This window comes from Scytonema sp. PRP1, assembly GCF_036697665.2.
In the GTDB taxonomy this organism is placed as follows: domain Bacteria; phylum Cyanobacteriota; class Cyanobacteriia; order Cyanobacteriales; family Nostocaceae; genus Kalymmatonema; species Kalymmatonema gypsitolerans.
Genome location: NZ_JBAHYJ020000046.1, coordinates 14,617 through 34,234, shown reverse-complemented (window position 1 = coordinate 34,234; position 19,618 = coordinate 14,617). Strand labels below are relative to the sequence as shown.

The following is a 19,618-nucleotide window of genomic DNA, read 5'->3' as shown; positions in this document are numbered from 1 at the left end:
CTGAGCTTGATTAACTCTTCACCTGTAGCTTCAGCATTACGTAATGCGTTATAAAAATTTATCTAAAGGAAAAAGTGATAACAGCCTAAATCTGTGTTTTTATGATGTGTTCAGGGATTGAAGTAGCTAAATATACTTAGTTTTTAATAAGAAGCGACAGCGTAAACCTGGCTCCGCAAAGTATCGCGGCGTTTGGAAGTTGATCTTAAAAGCATCTCTATGTAAAGAAAATTTGATGCCTCTGCCAGTCGGATTCCCATAAGCGGGTTTTGAGCTAATCTGGAGTAGAAGCCATCCAAAAAGCGGGGAGAATCATAGTTGTGAAGTTGCGGCGACCGGTTTTAGTGGGAGGATTGGGACTGTCCTTTTCTTTATGGATGTTACAAAGTTGGCAAGATTCACTCGTGCAGGTAGGTGAATTTGGCTTATTAAGTCTCTTAGCAGTTGGCGGCGGTTTGTGGTTGTTAAAGCAAAATCGCACTCAAGATAATTCTGAACTGCTAGATAGTCTACCTGTAGATCGGGCAACAGTGTTCGGGGCGATCGCCAAAGCCGAAGCCGTGGTTAACCAACTGGCACAAGAAGCAGAAAATCATGTAGAGACGTTGCATGCAACGTCTCTACTGCGAGAACAAGTTGCCAATCTCACAGCTGAGTTAGACAGACAAGAGATGATTGCTGCTGTCACGGGCGGTAAGTCGGTAGGTAAAACGACTTTAATTAAAGTATTAAAGCAAAATCTAGAACTCTCGGATGCAACGCCTCTACACTTTCAAGAGACACAACCTTTGTTTGTAGAAGCAGCCGAAAATTCAGATGCAGCTGTTTTGGCAGAAGCGAAGACATCTGATGTTGTTTTGTTTCTGACAAATGGTGATTTAACAGATTCAGAATTTCAGAGCTTGCAGCAGCTAAAAGCAGCAAATCAAAGCACAATGCTGGTTTTTAACAAACAAGACCAGTATTTGCCAGAAGAACGCGTGTGCGTGTTGCAGTCGCTGAAACATCGGGTGCCGTCAATTGTCGTAGCAACTGCGGCGTCTCCTATTCCCATCAAAGTACGTAAGCATCAACAAGATGGTTCCGTGCAAGAGTCGCTGGAAGTGCCAGCGCCAGATATCCAACAGTTGACTTCTGTGTTGGGTGAAATGTTCGCACAGCAAGGACAGCAGCTGGTGTGGGCAACTACGATGAGGAAAAGCCTATTGCTGAAAGCTGAGGCGAAAAACTGGCTGAATGGAATTAGACGCGATCGCGCTATACCAGTCATTGAACAATACCAGTGGATAGCTGCGGCGGCAGCATTTGCCAACCCAGTACCAGCGCTTGATATCCTGGCAACAGCGGCAATTAATGCCCAGATGGTTATGGATTTAAGTGGTATCTATCAGCAGAAATTTTCCTTGGAACAGGCGCAAACTGTTGCTGGAACAATGGGAAGTTTGATGCTGAAATTGGGTTTGGTAGAACTGTCTTCCAAGGCGATCGGTACAGTACTTAAGACTAACGCTATCACCTTTGTTGCTGGTGGCGCAGTACAGGGGGTTAGTGCAGCTTATCTGACTCGCATAGCTGGTTTAAGCCTAGTCGAGTATTTCCAACAGCAGGAAGTCGCTATGAATTCTGAAGGTGGCTTGAATCTCGACAAGTTGCGCCAAACCTTGCAAAATGTGTTTCAGCAGAACCAGCAGATTGGTTTGTTGCAAAGTTTTGTTAAGCAAGGAGTGGGGCGTTTGTTGCCAGAAGCACAGCAGCCACAACTCATTGAATCTCAGACAATTGCCTAGCCTTGGCGACTGGAAGTCGCAGAGTTTACGGGCACACAGACGAAGTCCGCCTACGCGGACTAAATTTCCTGAAACCCGTGCAGGCGGGTTTTGTCTGTGTAGGCGCGATTTCTAATCGCCAGCTTTATAGTGAGTATTGAGTATTTGTGTAATTAGTTATTAGGGTGGTTAATGCCACCCTATTTTATTGAAAATAGTCATTGCATTAAATTTATTATTTTTATTTCAATATAAACACTTTCAAAATCAGCAAATGAGAAATTGCCCTACTATCTTCTCCTTTTTTGCAGGTTCAGGTTTTCTTGATTTAGGTTTTGAAAGCAGCGGTTTCAATATTGTCTATGTCAATGAAATATTTTCTCAATTTATGGAAGCACACCGCTATTCACGTCAGCTTCTCAATTTACCATCACCAGAATATGGTTATCATCATGGAGAAGAGGGGGACGTAACTAAACTTACTGAAGGAGTACAAGCAATTCGCCTACAAGAATTAATAAAAGATTGCCGAAAGTCTACTAATATTATTGGATTTATTGGTGGTCCTCCATGTCCTGACTTCTCCGTAGGTGGAAAAAATCGAGGACACTTAGGAGATAATGGGAAACTTTCCGCTTCCTACGTTGAATTAATTTGCCAACAGCAACCCGATTTCTTTTTATTTGAGAACGTCAAAGGTTTGTGGAAGACAAAAAAACATCGTTTGTTTTTTGAAAGCCTTAAGCAGCGGTTAAAAAAAGCTGGTTATATATTAACAGAGCGATTAATTAATGCTATTGAATATGGTGTGCCTCAGCATAGAGACAGAATTATTCTTCTTGGTTTCCGAACTCAGTTAATTAAGGACATAGGAATAGAACTTGACAAGGAAAACCTTTTGCCTGAAGGTGCTTTTCCTTGGGAAAAATATATTTTCTATCCTCTAGATAAAGTTTTTTATTACAACTGGAGTCAATCACAACCATTTAAAGAAGATTCTATTCTCTCTTGCCCTGATGGTATTCCTCAAGAACTCACAGTTGAATATTGGTTTAGAAAAAATGATGTGCTAAACCATCCCAATGCTGGACACTATTTTCAGCCAAGGGCGGGGATGAAAAAATTCGTTACCATAGATGAGGGAGATGATTCCAAGAAATCTTTTAAACGCCTCCACAGATGGCGTTACTCTCCTACAGCTTGCTATGGAAACAATGAAGTCCATTTACATCCCTACAAAGTTCGCCGCATTTCAGCTGCTGAAGCTTTAGCTATACAATCTTTGCCTGCTAACTTTGTGCTTCCAGAGAATATGTCTCTAACTAATATGTTTAAAACAATTGGTAATGGGGTACCTTACTTAGCATCAAAGGCACTAGCTCAAACTATTCTTGAATTTTTAGCAACTTATAATAAAAACTATTTTGGACTGACGAGCTTAACTAAACTTAATGTAAATTAGAAGACTTGCAGAAATTTAGTAAATTTTCTAGCAGTTACCAGTAGCACTCAGTAAGACCGTAAAGTTCAGGTAAAGAACGTAAAAATTATGATTTAATTTATCTAAATAGTTTTAAATTTTTTTATAAAGGTTAATAATTTATCACTGGTAGAAAAGGCGATGGCAGCAGACTATCCAGACATTGATATTGCACTATTTATCGATCACTCCCTGCTGATACCAACGGCTACCCCAGAGCAGGTTGAACAATGGTGTGAAGAAGCAGATAGATTTCATTTTGCTGCAGTTTGTGTATACCCGGCATACGTAAGGCAAGCAGCAGAACTCCTCCACGGCAAAAAGCCCAAAGTTTGTACAGTCATTGGCTTTCCTAGTGGTGCGACGACTTCGGCAACGAAGCTGTATGAAGCTCAAGAAGCAGTGGAAAATGGTGCTACTGAGTTAGATGTGGTGATCAATTTGGGCTGGTTGAAAGCAGGCAAAACTGACGACGTACATCGGGAAATTGCGGAAATTTGTGAAGAAACTGGGCAAACTGTGAAGGTGATTTTGGAAACTAGCCTGCTGACGGATGAAGAAAAAAGAATAGCCGCAGAAATATGTATGGAAGCGGGTGCGGCATTTCTTAAAACCAGTACCGGTTGGAATGGTGGTGCAACAATAGAGGATGTACGACTTTTGAAGGAAGTTGCACGGGAGAGGGTTGGAATTAAAGCCTCAGGGGGTATTCGCAGCATCGACCAAGCTTTAGACTTGATCGTAGAAGGTGCCACTAGATTGGGTACGTCTCGCGGTATCGATTTGCTCCGCCAGCGCGGTAGGCTGGAAAAAAGTGAGTAGTCATTTGTCCTTTGTCCTTTGCTAATGACTAATGACTAATAACTAATGACTAAAACGTATAAAGTAACTGGAATTAATCTTAAGGCTCAGGCTTTGGGAGAATCAGATAGACTAGTGACAATTTTGACACGAGAGTTTGGTTTGATGCGAGCAGTTGCCCCTGGTTCACGCAAGCACAACTCCAGCCTAGGCGGCAGGAGTGGGATGTTTGTGGTCAATGAGTTACTGATTGCTAAAGGGCGATCGCTCGATAAAATTACTCAAGCACAAACTGTAAAATCTTACCCTGGTCTTGCAAAAGACTTGGGAAAACTTGCTGCCAGCCAGTATTTAGCGGAAATAGTACTGTATCAGGCGTTAAGCGAACAACCCCAAGAAGAACTTTATGAGTTACTAAACGAACATCTCAGTCGCTTAGAAGCATTGCCCAGCAAAAATGCATTTGATGTTCTTGCACATCTATCTCATGGGGTATTTCACTTTCTAGCTTTGGCAGGGCTCACTCCGGAAGTACAAGTTTGTTGCCTCTCTGGACGCTCTGTGATACCAGATTTCACAGATCCCAACTGGCATGTGGGATTTAGCATACCAACTGGTGGAACAGTTTGCTTAAGTGCTTGGGAACAGCTCAAACAGGAGATGAGACAAAATCTTCCTCATCGTTCCCACTCTCCTGCTACTGTGAAAGAGAAGGCTTCCAGCTACCAAACAGTCATTCATCGGCAAGAAATACCAGTCATATCTAGTCGCTTGAATGCCACAGAACTTGCTATACTCCAGCATCTGTCGCAACCAGAGATAATACAAGATGCAGCCAGAAATGATGCCTGGTTATCCGTTGAGCAAATTTTGCGCTCCTATGCTCAGTATCACTTTGGTCGCCCTATTCGCTCCGCTGCTTTAATAGATTCTTATTTTGCTGCCAACCATGATGCAACCGTCTGATTTGGATACAAAAATCCTGCCATTGTCACAAAGCTACGCTAAAAAACAGCATAGGGCATCGGTGCCTAAAGGAACCAAGCACTCAAGTGTTCCAAAGTCTTTATCTAGTCATATTCACTTTCATGAAATGTCGGCAAAAGACGTTTCTGGAAACCAAAAAAATTGCACATCGGAAATGCCAAAAACTGATGTGACTAACCTAAGCGAACAAAAATCGGAAAATCAATTAACCCATAGTCAGGCAAATGGCAAAAGTAGTGCCTCTGAACATAGTATGCAATCCGCTACAGCTACTGTAGTGAAAACACCAGATATAGAGGCTTCTGATTCAAATGGAGACGCCGCGTTAGGTGATGAACAAGGGTTTTTGCCGATCTTAAAAAACTCCAACTTCTTAGCACTTTGGGGTGGTCAAGTCTTCTGTCAATTGGCAGATAAAGTGTATTTGGTTTTGATGATTGCCATCATTAATACTCAGTTTCAAAGCAGTGACCAAACTATTAGTGGTTGGGTTTCAACGCTGATGATGGCATTTACCATTCCCGCAGTCCTCTTCGGTTCCGTCGCTGGTGTGTTTGTGGATCGCTGGTCGAAAAAGACGGTGCTGGTAGCAACAAATATTTGGCGCGGCATACTGGTTTTGGCAATTCCACCATTACTATGGTTGACTCATGATTGGCAACCATTCGTGGGAGTGTTGCCAGTGGGTTTTACTATTCTTTTAGCGATGACTTTCTTAGTTTCCACGTTGACGCAGTTTTTTGCACCAGCAGAACAGGCGGCAATTCCTTTAGTAGTCAAAGAGCAGCATTTACTTTCTGCTAACTCACTATATACCACAACAATGATGGCGTCGGTGATAGTCGGGTTTGCTGTTGGGGAACCATTGTTAGGTCTCGCAGATCAAGTATGGTCGCAATTAGGTGGTAGCAGCGGATTGGGCAAAGAATTGGTGGTAGGTGGTAGTTATGCGATCGCCGGACTCATTTTGTTGCTGCTTGTGACTCATGAAAAACCCCACCAAACGGAAACAGAACCCCCTCACATTTTTGCTGACTTGCGAGATGGTTTCCGCTATCTTGGAGAAAATCGTCACCTCCGCAGTGCGCTGGTCCAACTTATCATTTTGTTCTCCATATTTGCGGCATTAACCGTTTTAGCGGTTCGTATGGCAGAATTAATTCCGGATTTAAAAGCTTCCCAATTCGGCTTTTTACTGGCAGCTGGAGGCGTTGGTATTGCTCTTGGAGCAACGATTTTAGGTATATTTTGTCAACGCTTCTCTTACACCCAGTTAAGTCTGTTCGGATCTGTGGGTATGGCAGCATCTCTGATTGGTCTGTCGATATTTACCAAACAGTTATGGATCGTTCTGCTGTTGATAACACTGTTAGGTGTTTCTGGGTCGCTAGTGGGTATCCCCATGCAAACTGCTATCCAAACAGAAACGCCACCAGAAATGCGTGGCAAAGTCTTTGGTCTGCAAAACAACGTGATTAATATTGCTCTCTCATTACCCTTGGCATTAGCAGGCGTAGCAGAAACCTTTGTCGGATTACAGACAGTGTTTTTGGGATTAGCTGCCATTGTCTTTTCAGGTGGTATATTAACCTGGTATACCTCTTCTAAATAGGTATTAGATAAAAGGAGTTAATTTGAGCTTTCTGCAACCGCTTATTGACTGAAAGCTTCTGTTTTCATGGTAAACTTAGCTCAGTAAGAAATTCTCACCGACTTGCTGGCGAGCAATCTGAACTTTAGCTAGACGTTATGTATAGCGTCTAGGTAAGTTGTTATAAAACTCTATAAATTAACAACTGAAAAATAAAGTTAAGTCAAGCCAAAAGTGCGCTATTTGGGGAAATGTAAAAATTTTTCCAACAGATGTAACAATGAGTTGTGTTTTGTGATACTTGAGGAGCCAGCAAGTAGAGCGAGACAAAGGACTGATTAAACAAGGACAAAAAGCTAATATAATAATTTCGCTTTCCTGATAGCTAACAAAGAATGCGTATAGCCTGGATTGGAAAAAAATCACCCTTTTGTGGCAATGTCACCTACAGTAGAGAAATTACAAATGCCTTGCTAGACCGGGGACACCAAGTTAGCTTTCTTCACTTCGCGCAAGAAGAATCAGACTTGGATAACTGGCCCAATTGCCCAGAAGTCACCCTACCCTTCATTTACAAGTCCCAGGTTTACACAATTCCAACTTTCAAAGCGACCAAGGTTTTAACTCAGTCGCTGCGACGCCTCAAACCTGATATAGTCCATGCTTCTCTCACCCTATCTCCTCTTGACTTTGTTCTGCCGGAAATTTGTGAGCAACTGAATTTGCCACTAGTTGCCACTTTCCACACACCGTTTGCTGGAAAGGGAGCAAAACTGGTATCAGGAACACAACTTTTGGCTTATCAACTCTACGCACCCTTTTTGGGTAACTACGATCGCGTGATTGTATTTTCCCAAATTCAACGAGAATTGTTGGCTCGCATGAGTGTGCCGGAACAAAATATTGCGGTTATTCCCAACGGTGTGGATGTTGAGAAATATTCTCCGGGTCCTTCCAGAGTCAAAGAGGAATTTCGAGCTGAACGCTTGTTTGTCTACCAAGGTCGGATAGCCCCAGAAAAAAATCTTGAAGCCCTGCTGCGTGCTTGGAAACAGGCAGAAATGGGACCAAACAGCAAATTACTTATTGTGGGCGATGGTCCTTTGAAGCCTTCCTTAGAACCATTCTATGGTTCGGAGTACAACATTACCTGGTTGGGATTTGTTGCCGATGAACAACGACGCATCGAAATTTTACAGGGAGCAGATGTCTTTATTTTACCATCATTAGTAGAGGGTTTGTCTCTGTCTCTATTAGAAGCAATGGCTTGTGGGCTTGCTTGTTTAGCAACAGATGTAGGTGCAGATGGAGAAGTTCTGGAGAAGGGAGCGGGTGTCGTTCTTAACACAAAAACCACACGTTTTCAATTAAGAACCCTTTTGCCACTCTTCCAAGACCATCCCGAATTAACAACTTTGCTAGGGCAGAAAGCAAGAAAGCGGGTATTAGAACAGTATACTCTTAGCGGCAACATTACTCGACTTGAAGAACTTTATACCAAAGTTTTGGAACAGCGACGACGTGTACCCCTGAGTTGGGGAGCGTAGAGGGGACAAAGGGACAGCTTTTTGAGCGACGCCCAGACGCGGAGAAACGGAGACGCAAAGAAAAATTTTTGCAAGGAAAAATAAACTTTGCGGACTCACTTTCAAAAAACCTGCCCTTAAAAGCAGGGGGACAGGAGACAGGTATGGGGAAAAACCTGTAACCTGTAACCTAAAAACTTTCAGAATAAGGAATATTTTTCTCTTTCCTGAGTGAAACAAGAGGGATTCAATTAACTTGCCTGTGTAACTTATTTAGTTAAAGTCAAGTTAGAAATTGAAACCAATTCCTAGCATCAGCCCGACATCAGTCTCATCTAGGAAAGCTGCATTCACAGAACCTGTTAATGTAAATCTACGAGTTAATGGCACATCAACACCGCCAGAAAGAAGGAAACCAACATTAGCATCATCACTAGTTTCAATAGCGACGCCAGCACCTACGTAAGGGGCTATGTTAAACCCTTGTCCTGTTCCTCGTTGGGAAAGGTCGAAGGTAATGGGAACTAGAACAATGGGATCATCCCCAATTACTGCTGAAGGTCGCACCGAGATGTTTCGTGTCAGCCCAATTTTACTGAAAACTGCAAAGTTCCCTTCAGCAAGAGCTGAATCACCGCCTAACCCAATATTGCCACCAACCCCAATATAGCTAGAGACACCACGAGTGGCTCTACCTGGCGTAATACCGTCTCCACCATTCTGCGGCTGCTGATTGAGACTCACGTCAGACGGTATAAGGACTTGATTAATCGCGTGAATAACACCATTGCTTGCTTGGATGTTTGGCTGAATCACACTGGCGTTGTTCACTGCAATTTGATTACTACCAGCATTGACGTTAACGTTTAAGGGTAAGCCCTCAGCAGTTTTTAGATTGCCAGTCGTAAGGTCATTAGCGCTGAGACCACCAGGCACCACATGGTATCTCAAAATTTTAATCAGTGCTTCTCTGTTTTCTGGCTGCTGTAACCGCTGTAGAGTTTGTTGCGGCAAAGCAGCAAATGCCTCATCGGTCGGAGCGAAAACAGTATACGGACCCGGTTGTTGTAGAATTTCTGCTAAACCTGCTGTTTTTAGTAAAGAAGTCAAGATTGTAAAGGAATTACTAGAGGCAGCAAGGGATACAATGTCTTGGTTGGTTTGAGTGGCACTAGTGGTTCCACCTACAATATAACTAGCCGCTGCGATATTCTTAGGAATAGGTTGTAACTGTCCCTGTCTGACTAAAGCTTGATATAAATGTGCTGCAGCTTCTGCACGAGTTAGAGGCGCAAGGGGATTGAGCGTGCTTACATTGGGATAGTTAACCACAAGATTAGCTTGTGTTGCAGTTGCCACGTTATTCACGGCGTAGCTTGGGATAGCATTGGCATCTGAGTAGGTACTAAGAATATTTGTTGCATCACCGCTAGCAGTCAAACCCAGACCACTTGTTAAAGCAACGATCGCCTGCACCTTGGGAATTTGCTGATTTGGCAGAAACAAATTCCCTGGATAGCCTGACAGGAATCCAGTCTCATAAGCTGCCTGAATTGCAGGAGCTGCCCAGAAGCCAGAAGGAACATCCTTAAATCCACCAGGACTTAACTGCCGAACTCGGTTTTGGTTGAAAGCTTTTTGAATCATTGCTGCAAATTCAGCACGAGTCACAGGTTGATCCGGTCTATAAGTGCCATCAGGAAAGCCAGTAATTATATTCCTTGCGGCTAGGGCTTGAATAAATGGTTGTGCCCAGTAATCTGCTCCAACATCCGGAAAGTTACTCGCTGGAGTTGTCGTTGGAGTTGTCGTTGGAGTTGTCGTTGGAGCGGTTTCTTGAGCTAAAGTTTGAGCAGAAATTAATGTGGGACTAACTGTAGCAGTTATTATTCCTAGCGCTATGAATCCCGTGCTTACTATTGACAAACGCCTTAAGCTATACATAAGTTTTTTCACTCCTCACATAAAAGATGACACCCATCTCGCCTACCGAAAAATCCTGAGAAGTCATGAGACTCAGTTGATAGATTGCACTTGAATCAACGACAGAACAAGCTATCGTTGCAACTTAGACCTCAATAGAAATAACAACTCATGGAAAATTCAAAATGTTTTGATACACCTAGGTATCAATTAGCTAAAAACGTAGAAAACAATACAGTAATGAACTTTTCATTTTAGAAAAAGACAATTACTGCAACCAATGAAGTATTTATATAGCTTGATATAGCTCTTTAAGAAGAGACTAAACATCTATCTTAGGCAAGGATTTAGTTTAGTTGTCACTAAATAAAATAATGACTCTTGTATTACTTTCAGCAGAGAACAACCTTAAATCCTGGCTTTAACTTAGTTTCACAACAATTTTTGATTGAAACTCAAATGCTTCAATCAGTTATTTCAAAGGTATTGAGACGGATTTTTCCTGCACAGACCATCCCAAACTCGTTGGCTGTTCATAAACCCGCTTGAGGGTATTCAGATCTCTAGGAGAAATTGGCGGCGGGTTGCGGACTTGAGAAAAGTATAAGGCGTCACTTGGTAGCGGACTATGTCCCCAAATTCCCAGTGCATGACCAAATTCGTGGCGGGTCGCTGCTAAAAGATACTGACCTGTTTGGCTGGGACTTAACAGGATAGTGAAGCGGTGGGATAAAAGATTATTTTTACTGACGTAGAACTCGTAGGTGGTTTGAGCAGAACGCGCCCGGGGTATTTTACTGTTAGGAGAAGTTTGCAGTGGTGGAGCTTTCCGGACAATAGTAATATCTGCATCTGTTGGTTGTTCAACTATTGCTAAAGGCAAATAAACATTCCACTCCTGTACAGCTTGTAAAACGCTATTTACCCATTGTTCTGCCTGCTTAGTGTTCACTGCTTGCGGCGGTTCTACATAAACCCGAACAGGAAACTGGGACCAAACTAGATAACCAACTTGGATTTGAGTAACTTGAGAAAAGTAGTCACCACTGTTGGTACTATCTTGCCACTGCGCCAGTGTTGGTGGTAAGGGATGAGGTTTAGGGGAAGGTGGAGAGGTGGGGAGAGTGGAGGAAGATGAGGAAGATGAGGAAGAGGTAACAAGGATGGCGCTGGATTGGAAGTTGGTCAAAATAATAAGCAGCGCTATACTCATAGCCAATGCTAAAGAGGTCATCAAGCGCTGCCAAAATACAGTTTTTCTGATCGTATTCTTCAAAGTGCAATGTTGGGTGCTAGATGTAGAGTTGTTGGTTATTTTATTTCCCTCATCTCCCCCATCTTTTTTACTTAGGGAGCCAACCAGCACTCAAAACCACGGTTAAACCGAGAAAAATGACTGTAAGCGCCCAAGTGACTCGGTTTAATGTGTTTTCTGCACTCTTGGTGCTGCTAAACAACTGAGCCTGTCCGCCAATGGCTCCTATGCCATCACCTTTGGGGCTGTGTAGCATAACTAAGACAATCAAACCAACAGCGGAAAGTGCCCAAATGGCTTCTACGACGTTATTAACGGTCATAATAGTAGCTAATCTAAGTGATGATAAGTTTCAACAAAAACTAACCTTAAATTATTCATTATAAATCATGAATGATGAATTATGAGTTGTGTTAAGTGTGTTTCATAATTCATCATTCATACATAATCCCTCATTCTTGAACTGTGTTAAAGCCCCAGTTTTACAGGAGTGCGAGAGAGTCGCACTTGATACTCGGCAGGTTGCAGCAGGGACTGCCCTGTCATTTCCGAGGGCTGAGGTAGCTGTAAAATATCCAGAATCGTAGGTGCAATGTCGGCTAGCTTACCATCGCTTCGCAAGTTGACATCTGTACCGTGTCCTGGTATTGTCACTTTTTCGCCTTCTACTAAGATGAGGGGGACTGGATTGGTCGTATGCGCTGTCCAGGGATTCCCGTCAGTATCTAGCAAATGTTCGGCGTTGCCGTGGTCGGCTGTAATAATTGTTGTACCTCCGACTTTAGTTATGCTGGCAAGTAGGCGACCTAAACACTCATCAACTGTCTCAATTGCTGTCACAGTCGCTTCTATGTTACCCGTGTGTCCCACCATGTCCGGGTTGGCATAGTTGATCACAACCAGCGAGTAGATCCGCTTTTCAATGGCGGCGATCGCCACGTCTGTCACGGCTTGAGCTGACATCGCTGGAGCGCTATCATAAGTCGCCACCATCGGAGAGCTTACCAGTTCCCGGTCTTCTCCTTCAAAGGGTTCTTCCAAACCGCCATTGAAGAAGTAGGTGACGTGAGCGTATTTTTCTGTTTCTGAGGTGCGAAACTGCTTTAAACCATGCCCAGATATGACTTCCCCTAGAATATGACTCAAATTCTGAGGCTCAAAAGCTACCCCAACTGGTAATTCTGGCTCATACTGGGTAAAGGTTACAAAGGACAGCGGCGTGATTTGCTGCCTTTCAAAACCGTTAAATCCTGGGCTGACAAAAGCTTGGGTGAGTTGTCTCGATCTGTCGGGACGGAAGTTAAAAAATATGACTCCATCCCCTGGTTCTACTGCTCCGGGTGCAATTCTAATTGGAACAATGAACTCGTCTTTCACACCCTCTGCATACGATGCTTGTAGAACTTCCACAGCCGAACGACCATCTAATGGTCCATCAATAGTCATCACGTCGTAGGCGCGTTTGACCCGATCCCAGCGGTGATCGCGATCCATCGCGTAGTAGCGACCGCTGAGGGTGACTATGCGCCCAACTCCTATACGGTCGATGTAGTCTTGAACAAGCGAGAGTGCTTTCACACCTTCGGTTGGGGTTGTGTCACGCCCGTCGGTGATGGCGTGTATGCAAACTTGTGATACTCCTTGAATCTTGGCTAAGTCAAGTAATCCGAATAGATGACTGATGTGCGAATGCACTCCACCCTCAGAAGTCAGCCCCACCAGATGTAGCTTGCCATTTCGACTATTCACTTCCTGGCAGATTTTGACAAGTGCTGGGTTTTTGAGGATAGAACCGTCTTCTACCGCATCTGAGATACGAACCAATTCTTGGGGCACAACTCTACCAGCGCCTATGTTCAAATGACCAACTTCTGAGTTGCCCATTTGACCCTCTGGTAAGCCCACCGCTTTCCCTGATGTTTGGATGAGGGTGTGGGGATAAGCTCCCCATAAGCTATCCATCACCGGAGTTTTAGCAACGGCAATAGCGTTTCCATGAGTTTCCTCGCAGTAGCCCCATCCGTCTAAAATGACTAGCACCACGGGAGCAACAGGTGCTTTGGTCATAGTAAAACTGCCCTTTACTTTTTGTAATACCCGAATGATACCATTGCTAATTACAGCCGCAAGTGAATTTCTGCCTAATACCCATTTTTTTTGCAGATTTGCACTTTCTTAAATATTTCTTAAACTTTTGTTATCTTTGGTTACTTCTTGTGATAGTAGCGAATTGTTGCTTGTTAGTTCTCACATAACGACTCGCTACTAAATGCCTATCATTTCTTTTTCGTGCCGGCTTTAGCTGCTTTAGCTGCTTTCTTTGCCGCTTTTTCCGCAGCAATTGCCGCTAATTTTGCCTGTTCTTTTTCCTCTTCTATTTTCTGCAAATAATAGTGGTAATCTCCTAGATAGACACGAAAATCTCCTTCGCGGATTTCCACGATTTTGTTTGCTACCTTGGAGATAAAATAACGGTCGTGGGAAACAACAAGTACGGTGCCATCATAGTTTTGGATGGCTTCTTCTAACATTTCTTTTGCTGGAATATCTAAGTGGTTTGTAGGCTCATCCAGGATTAACAAATTTGCTGGTTGCAAAAGCATTTTTGCCAAGGCAAGACGTGCTTTTTCACCTCCACTTAATGCCGCAACTGGTTTCAAGACAGTATCGCCACTAAATAAAAACCTTCCCAAAAGGGTGCGAACTTCTTCATTTTTCCAATCGGGAACTTCGTCATGAATAGTTTCCATGACAGTCTTTTTCAAATCTAAAGCTTCTGCTTGGTTTTGCTCAAAATATCCAGGTAACACGCCGTGTTCGCCCATTTTTACGGTACCTTCTGTGGGTTGCTCACTACCCATAATCAGGCGTAGCAAAGTGGATTTGCCGGCACCATTGGGAGCGATAAAAGCAATGCGATCGCCTCTCTCAATCAAAAGATTCGCACCCAGAAACAAGATTTTATCATCATAGGTGTGAGTCAAATCTTTGATTTGTACCACTTCGCGTCCGCTACGGGGTGAAGGCGGAAAACGGAATTGCAGGGTTCTTACACTAGATGTGGGTGCTTCGATACGCTCGATTTTGTCCAGTTGTTTTTCCCGGCTTTTTGCCTGAGTGCTGCGCGTTGCACTGGCACGGAACCTATCAACAAATGCTTGTTGTTTGTCTAGTTCTTTTTGCTGGCGTTCGTAGGCGGCAAATTGTGCTGTTTGGCTTTCAGCTTTTTGTTGCAAATATGCCGAGTAATTACCAAGATAACTGGTGGAAACGCCGCGTTCGGTTTCCACAATTTGGGTGCAGAGGCGGTCAAGAAACTCGCGGTCATGGGAAACTATGACCATAGGCGTGTTCAAGCCTTTGAGGTAATTTTCCAACCACTCAATCGTTTCTAAGTCTAAATGGTTCGTTGGCTCGTCTAACAGCAATAAATCAGGTTCTTGCAACAGAATTTTGGCTAAACCCATTCGCATTTGCCAACCGCCACTAAAAGCACTCACAAGGCGATCGCCATCTTCTAGCCCAAACCCCATTTCTGGTAAAATTTTCCCAATCCGTGTATCCAACACATAGCCATCCAAAGCTTCAAACTGTCTGTAGAGGCGATCCAACTTATTGATGAGTTTTTCCAGTTCCTCTGGAGAGGCGCTTTCCATGTCTCGCTGCACCTGCGCCAAAGACTGCTGCACAGAGTTTGCTTCTTTAAACACTGTCCACAATTCTTCTCTAACTGTGTGAGTCGGGTCTACTTCAAATTCTTGATTGAGGTAAGCTATATGTAAGCTGGCAGGACGAATAATTTCGCCAGAGGTGGGTTCAACTTCCCCAGTGATAATTTTGAGTTGGGTTGATTTTCCGGCACCATTGACACCAACTAAACCAATGCGATCAGAAGCTTTGACTTCCCAGTTGACATCCTTGAGGACTTCACCTGTGGGGTAGATTTTACTGATGTGTTCAAGTCGCAGCATGGGGTGTCTCCAAGGTAGGCAATGAATAAAGATGGCAGAAGTGCTCGTATCGAGTCCAATCTTAACAAAATTTAACTAAAATTTCTTGAGTGTAAACTGCTTGGAGACAGAAAGTTTTGAGGGGAAGCCAGAAATTACGAAGCCGGCTCCTCTTGTGCTGCTGTTTCCTCCGATGCCGTCCATGCGATGGGTTCCCACACTTACCGGGAGGTTTTATGAGTGTCAGGCAATTGAAGCAGATAGAGTCGTTTCGCGATCGCCTAAACATGCTACAGCAGCAAATCGGCGAACTGCCAAAAAGCCAAAGGCAATCTGAGCAAATTTCCCAAACTTTTGCCGCCCTGCACACTAGCCTCGAAAAACTGATAGCGGATTATACCACACAACAACCCTCCGAAGAAAGATTTTCGAGTGGGGAATACGAACTACAGGCGTTATTTGATGAAGCCCTGGATGCCATACTGATTGCTAATGATGCAGGCTTTTATGTAGATGCCAATCCCGCCGCCTGTGAAGTGCTGGGGTTGTCCAGAGAAGAGATTTTGACCAAAAGCGTCGGTGACTTTCTAGAACCTGGTGTTGATTTTTCTCAAGGGTGGCAACAGTTTTTAGAACAGGGAAGGGTTAGGGGCGAATCTCGCGTCCTACGTCCAGATGGCACGGTACGGGAAACGGAAAACACAGCCGTAGCAAACTTTGTTCCCCATCGTCACCTGTCGATTTTACGAGACATTACTCAACGCAAGCGCATTGAAGCCGAACGCAATCAGATGGAGGCAAAACTGCAACAGAAGCAGCGATTTATTGAGCAGATTGCTGAGTTGATGCCAGCAATTTTGTATGTCTATGATCTGTGTGAACGACGCAATGTGTATGCAAATCGGCAGCTGAGTGAAGTTCTGGGTTACTCTGTTGAAACTGTTCAGGCTGGGGGAACAGCATTTGTGCAAACCCTTATCCATCCTGACGATAAGGTCAAAGTGGCTGAGGTTTTCAAGCAACTTGCAAAAGCCAAAGATGGGGAGGTTGTAGAAATTGAGTATCGAATGCGTCATGCTAGTGGAGAGTGGATTTGGCTGTATAGCCATAATGTAATTTTAAGCAGAAATGCTGATGGCTCTCCGCAGCAGGTACTCGCTACGGCAACAGATATTACACGAATTAAGCAAACTGAGGAGGAATTGCGCCAGAGTCAGGCAAAGTATCAGGCTTTGAGCCAAGAACTTGAGCAACGGGTGGTAGAACGAACTGCCGAGTTGACCAGGGAAATTAGCGAACGCCAACGCTTGGAGGAAGAGTTACGCGCCAGTCAACAGAAGTACAAAACCCTGTTTGATATCCTACCTATCGGCATTGTTATTACCGACCCCAAAGGCAAGGTGGTTGAAGTCAACCCAGCTTCTGAGGAAATTTTTGGCGTTTCTGCTATTGAACATTGTCAGCGGTGGTATAACGGTCCTGAGTGGCAGGTTATCGACCCGGACGGTAGCCCGAAGCCTAATTCTGAATATGCCGGTATGATAGCGCTAACCGAGCAACGGGTTGTTCGAGATGTGGAAATGGGCGTGTTTAAGCCCGATGGTGAAATTGCTTGGATCAGCTTGACGTCAGCCCCAATTCCCTTGGAGAGTTACGGGGTTGCATCTGTTTATATGGATATCACCCAACGCAAACAAGCAGAGATAGCGCTGCGCCAGAGTGAGGAACAGTTGCGCTTAATCACCGATTCTCTACCAGTGTGCATTTGCTACCTCGACCGAGAGCAACGCTATCGGTTTGTCAACAAGACCTATGAAGCGTGGTTTGGGTGCAACCGGGATGAAATCTACGGTAGAACTTTAAGGGAGTTTGTTGGTGAAGCTGCCTATAGTGCGATTCAGCAATATAACGAGCGGGTGCTTGCCGGGGAGACGGTATACTATGAATCTGAAGTACCCTATCGATTGGGTGGCAGTCGCTACATTTCTGGAATCCTCATCCCAGAATTTGATGCTCAATCTCAGGTTAGGGGATGGTTTGCTCTGATTACTGACATCACGGAACGCAAACGGACAGAAATGCAACTCGTGGAGACTCGTAATTTCCTGCAATCGGTTTTAGATCATTTGCCCATTGCTGTCTTCACTAAACAAGTCAGCAATCTCCGCTTTGTGCTTTGGAACCCCGCCTGTACTGAGTTGATGGGCTACACAGCAGAGGATGTTTTAGGTAAGACTGCTTATGAGGTATTCACAACACAGCATGCAGATTTTTGCACTGCTCAAGACCGGGAAGTGTTAGCCACCTCTGAGGCGGTGGAAATCCTTGAAGGGATGATTTGCACAAAGCAGGGGGAAACAAAGATTGTCCGCGCCAAAAAAGTCGGTATTTACGACGAGCAAGGAAATCCACAGTTTTTGTTAGGGTTTGCCGAAGACATCACAGAACGCAAACGAGCAGAAATTGCCCTGCGCGAAAGCCAAGAACGTTTGGCAAACATCATTGCCAATATTCCGGGGGGAGTCTATCGCAACATCTTCCATGCAGATGGCAGGTTCTCCATTCCCTATGCTAGCCCTGCCTATCGAACCCTAATGGGAATCGACCCCGATGAGATGATGAATGATCCAGAAAAGATATTGGCAATGGTTCACCCAGACGACCGCGACAAGTTTTCAGCCGCAATTGAAGTTGCCAAACAAACCCTTGAACAGGAGTATCTCGTCGAGTTCCGCCTCATTTCACCTGAAGGCAAGGTGACCTGGATTCAAGACAACGCCTGGTATTTCAGGAATGAGAACGGGGATATTATTGTGGATGGAGTAGACATTGTTATTAACGATCGCAAACTTGCCGAAGACCGACTGCGAGACTCACTGCAAGAAAAAGAAGTTTTGTTAGCAGAAATTCACCACCGGGTCAAAAACAACCTGTATGTCATTTGCAGTTTGCTTGAGCTTCAGATGGATCGCCTGAGCGATCCACAAGCCAAAGGCGCTTTGGAGGATAGCTGCAATCGCGTCAGTTCAATGGCGCTGGTGCACGAAAACCTCTACCGGGCTAACGACTTTTCCGGAATCGATTTTGCCGGCTACGTTCAACAACTGACAGGTGATTTGTTGGCAAACTACGAATCTCTTGCCAGCAAGGTAATGCTCAATTTTGAAGGCGATCCGGTTTTCCTTAGTCTTGACCAGGCTATTCCCTGCGGATTGCTGCTCAATGAGTTAATGACCAACGCTCTGAAACATGGCTTTCTACAAGGTAGTTCTGGGCATATCTACATCCTCTTGACTTGTCTAGCTGATGGCTGGATTGAGCTAAAAGTGGGCAATGATGGCGATCGCCTTCCTCCCGATTTTGACTTTGAGCAAAACGCCTCAATGGGGTTGAGGCTAGTCATGATGTTTGTTGAACAACTCACAGGCTCTCTTGAGCTAGAGCGGGGCGAGGTAACATGGTTTAAAGTTCGATTTCCTCAAAGTAAGTAACCGTGAATCCGTTGCTAGGACTCAAAAAATTGGGAATTTTGGGTTCAGTACTGACACATTACAGAGATAGCGATCGCACAAAAGGAATGCGGGTTCTATCGTTTCTTTTGGTAATTAAAGTGCTGGTAGAATACAACAACGTTAGCTTGCAAGCTTAACTTCGCGAATGAGCATCAGTAGAGACTTAACCACATCTTAGAAAATTTTTGTCAATGTGTTAGTCCTACATTTTTAACACTAATTTTCCTTTTTTTGTAGAAAAATATGACTAGTGCAACATTAACCAAGACAAATTCTGACCTTGAACTGTTCTACGAAGAAGTATTGCGGGACTATTTACTGCAAGAGCAACTCAAAGCCGCAACTAGTCCAGAAAGCTTGATAAAGCTATCTGTCAAACTGGCTGATGAGCGCGGCTATCATTTCACTATTGAGGAAGTGCTTGATGCTGTGAATGGAAAGAACACTTATGAAGAAGTAAATCTCAATACTGTGCAGCCCACTGCTATATGTTCTTCATTATGTATTATGTGTTTACCCTGCTGCTGATTGCCTGTAGTGGCGTGTGCTACCAGCAATGTATTACATTTTCAGTCTTTGAGACTGACACTTGAAACGCAAGTTTGTAGTAAGCGCTTGAGCCGCTTGTCTAGAGCGCTAAAGCGCTTACTACGAATAAAGATTGCATACAATGTTTCATTTCAGCCACTGACTTAATTAACTTCCCCAGTTAGATAAACTGGCTGGTTTTGCTGTGGGTTTGTACTTACAGCGCTTCTCAGTTGCATAAACTACAAACCACATGGTAGGGGCACAGCATTGCTGTGCCCCTACAGCACTCTGCCCTG

General features: G+C 44.1%; 14 protein-coding genes. 9 read left to right on the top strand and 5 right to left on the bottom strand.

Annotation, left to right across the window (positions count from 1 at the left end; all coding sequences use genetic code 11):
- Nucleotides 1-314: 314 nt before the first annotated feature.
- From V5G28_RS08910 to V5G28_RS08885, 6 genes are all read left to right on the top strand, one after another.
- On the top strand, nucleotides 315-1,787 hold the full coding sequence (locus tag V5G28_RS08910) for a YcjF family protein (RefSeq protein WP_332993391.1): 1,473 nt from the start codon (nucleotides 315-317) through the stop codon (nucleotides 1,785-1,787).
- Nucleotides 1,788-2,040: 253 nt separating this feature from the next.
- A complete protein-coding gene (locus V5G28_RS08905) occupies nucleotides 2,041-3,228 on the top strand; it encodes a DNA cytosine methyltransferase (protein WP_332993388.1) in 1,188 nt (395 codons plus the stop codon).
- Between the two features lie 159 nt (nucleotides 3,229-3,387).
- The gene (gene deoC / locus V5G28_RS08900) at nucleotides 3,388-4,068 is read left to right on the top strand and encodes a deoxyribose-phosphate aldolase (RefSeq protein WP_332993006.1); all 681 of its coding nucleotides are present in this window, start codon (nucleotides 3,388-3,390) and stop codon (nucleotides 4,066-4,068) included.
- A 45-nt stretch (nucleotides 4,069-4,113) separates the two neighbouring features.
- Nucleotides 4,114-5,013: a DNA repair protein RecO gene (recO, locus tag V5G28_RS08895; RefSeq protein ID WP_332993004.1), complete on the top strand. Its 900-nt coding sequence runs from the start codon at nucleotides 4,114-4,116 to the stop codon at nucleotides 5,011-5,013.
- On the top strand, nucleotides 4,997-6,646 hold the full coding sequence (locus V5G28_RS08890) for an MFS transporter (protein WP_332993002.1): 1,650 nt from the start codon (nucleotides 4,997-4,999) through the stop codon (nucleotides 6,644-6,646). Before recO ends, V5G28_RS08890 begins: the two co-directional genes overlap by 17 nt.
- Nucleotides 6,647-7,020: 374 nt before the next feature.
- The gene (locus tag V5G28_RS08885; protein WP_332993000.1) at nucleotides 7,021-8,172 is read left to right on the top strand and encodes a glycosyltransferase family 4 protein; all 1,152 of its coding nucleotides are present in this window, start codon (nucleotides 7,021-7,023) and stop codon (nucleotides 8,170-8,172) included.
- A gap of 267 nt (nucleotides 8,173-8,439) precedes the next feature.
- Here the strand turns inward: V5G28_RS08885 and V5G28_RS08880 are convergent, their stop codons facing one another.
- From V5G28_RS08880 to V5G28_RS08860, 5 genes are all read right to left on the bottom strand, one after another.
- Entirely contained in the window at nucleotides 8,440-10,095 is a 1,656-nt protein-coding gene (locus V5G28_RS08880; RefSeq protein WP_332992998.1) for a fasciclin domain-containing protein, read from the bottom strand.
- A gap of 451 nt (nucleotides 10,096-10,546) precedes the next feature.
- Nucleotides 10,547-11,389 (bottom strand): peptidase, encoded by an 843-nt coding sequence (locus V5G28_RS08875; protein WP_442994237.1) that lies wholly within the window; start codon nucleotides 11,387-11,389, stop codon nucleotides 10,547-10,549.
- Nucleotides 11,390-11,417: 28 nt separating this feature from the next.
- Nucleotides 11,418-11,651 carry a preprotein translocase subunit SecG gene (gene secG, locus V5G28_RS08870; RefSeq protein WP_073630319.1) on the bottom strand — a complete coding sequence of 78 codons (234 nt, stop codon included), beginning with the start codon at nucleotides 11,649-11,651 and terminating at the stop codon, nucleotides 11,418-11,420.
- A 146-nt stretch (nucleotides 11,652-11,797) separates the two neighbouring features.
- Nucleotides 11,798-13,396 (bottom strand): 2,3-bisphosphoglycerate-independent phosphoglycerate mutase, encoded by a 1,599-nt coding sequence (gene gpmI / locus V5G28_RS08865; RefSeq protein ID WP_332992995.1) that lies wholly within the window; start codon nucleotides 13,394-13,396, stop codon nucleotides 11,798-11,800.
- A 209-nt stretch (nucleotides 13,397-13,605) separates the two neighbouring features.
- Nucleotides 13,606-15,300: an ABC-F family ATP-binding cassette domain-containing protein gene (locus tag V5G28_RS08860; RefSeq protein ID WP_332992993.1), complete on the bottom strand. Its 1,695-nt coding sequence runs from the start codon at nucleotides 15,298-15,300 to the stop codon at nucleotides 13,606-13,608.
- 215 nt (nucleotides 15,301-15,515) lie between these two features.
- On the opposite strand from V5G28_RS08860, the gene V5G28_RS08855 reads away from it, so the two are divergent.
- The 3 genes from V5G28_RS08855 (at nucleotide 15,516) to V5G28_RS08845 (ending at nucleotide 19,319) form a co-directional block, all read left to right on the top strand.
- Nucleotides 15,516-18,770 (top strand): PAS domain S-box protein, encoded by a 3,255-nt coding sequence (locus tag V5G28_RS08855; protein WP_332992990.1) that lies wholly within the window; start codon nucleotides 15,516-15,518, stop codon nucleotides 18,768-18,770.
- Nucleotides 18,771-18,772: 2 nt separating this feature from the next.
- Nucleotides 18,773-18,928, top strand: coding sequence for a hypothetical protein (locus V5G28_RS08850; protein WP_332992988.1), 156 nt, complete (start codon nucleotides 18,773-18,775; stop codon nucleotides 18,926-18,928).
- 106 nt (nucleotides 18,929-19,034) lie between these two features.
- Complete coding sequence (locus V5G28_RS08845) at nucleotides 19,035-19,319, top strand: Nif11-like leader peptide family natural product precursor (protein ID WP_332992985.1); 285 nt, start codon at nucleotides 19,035-19,037, stop codon at nucleotides 19,317-19,319.
- The last annotated feature ends 299 nt before the right edge of the window (nucleotides 19,320-19,618 follow it).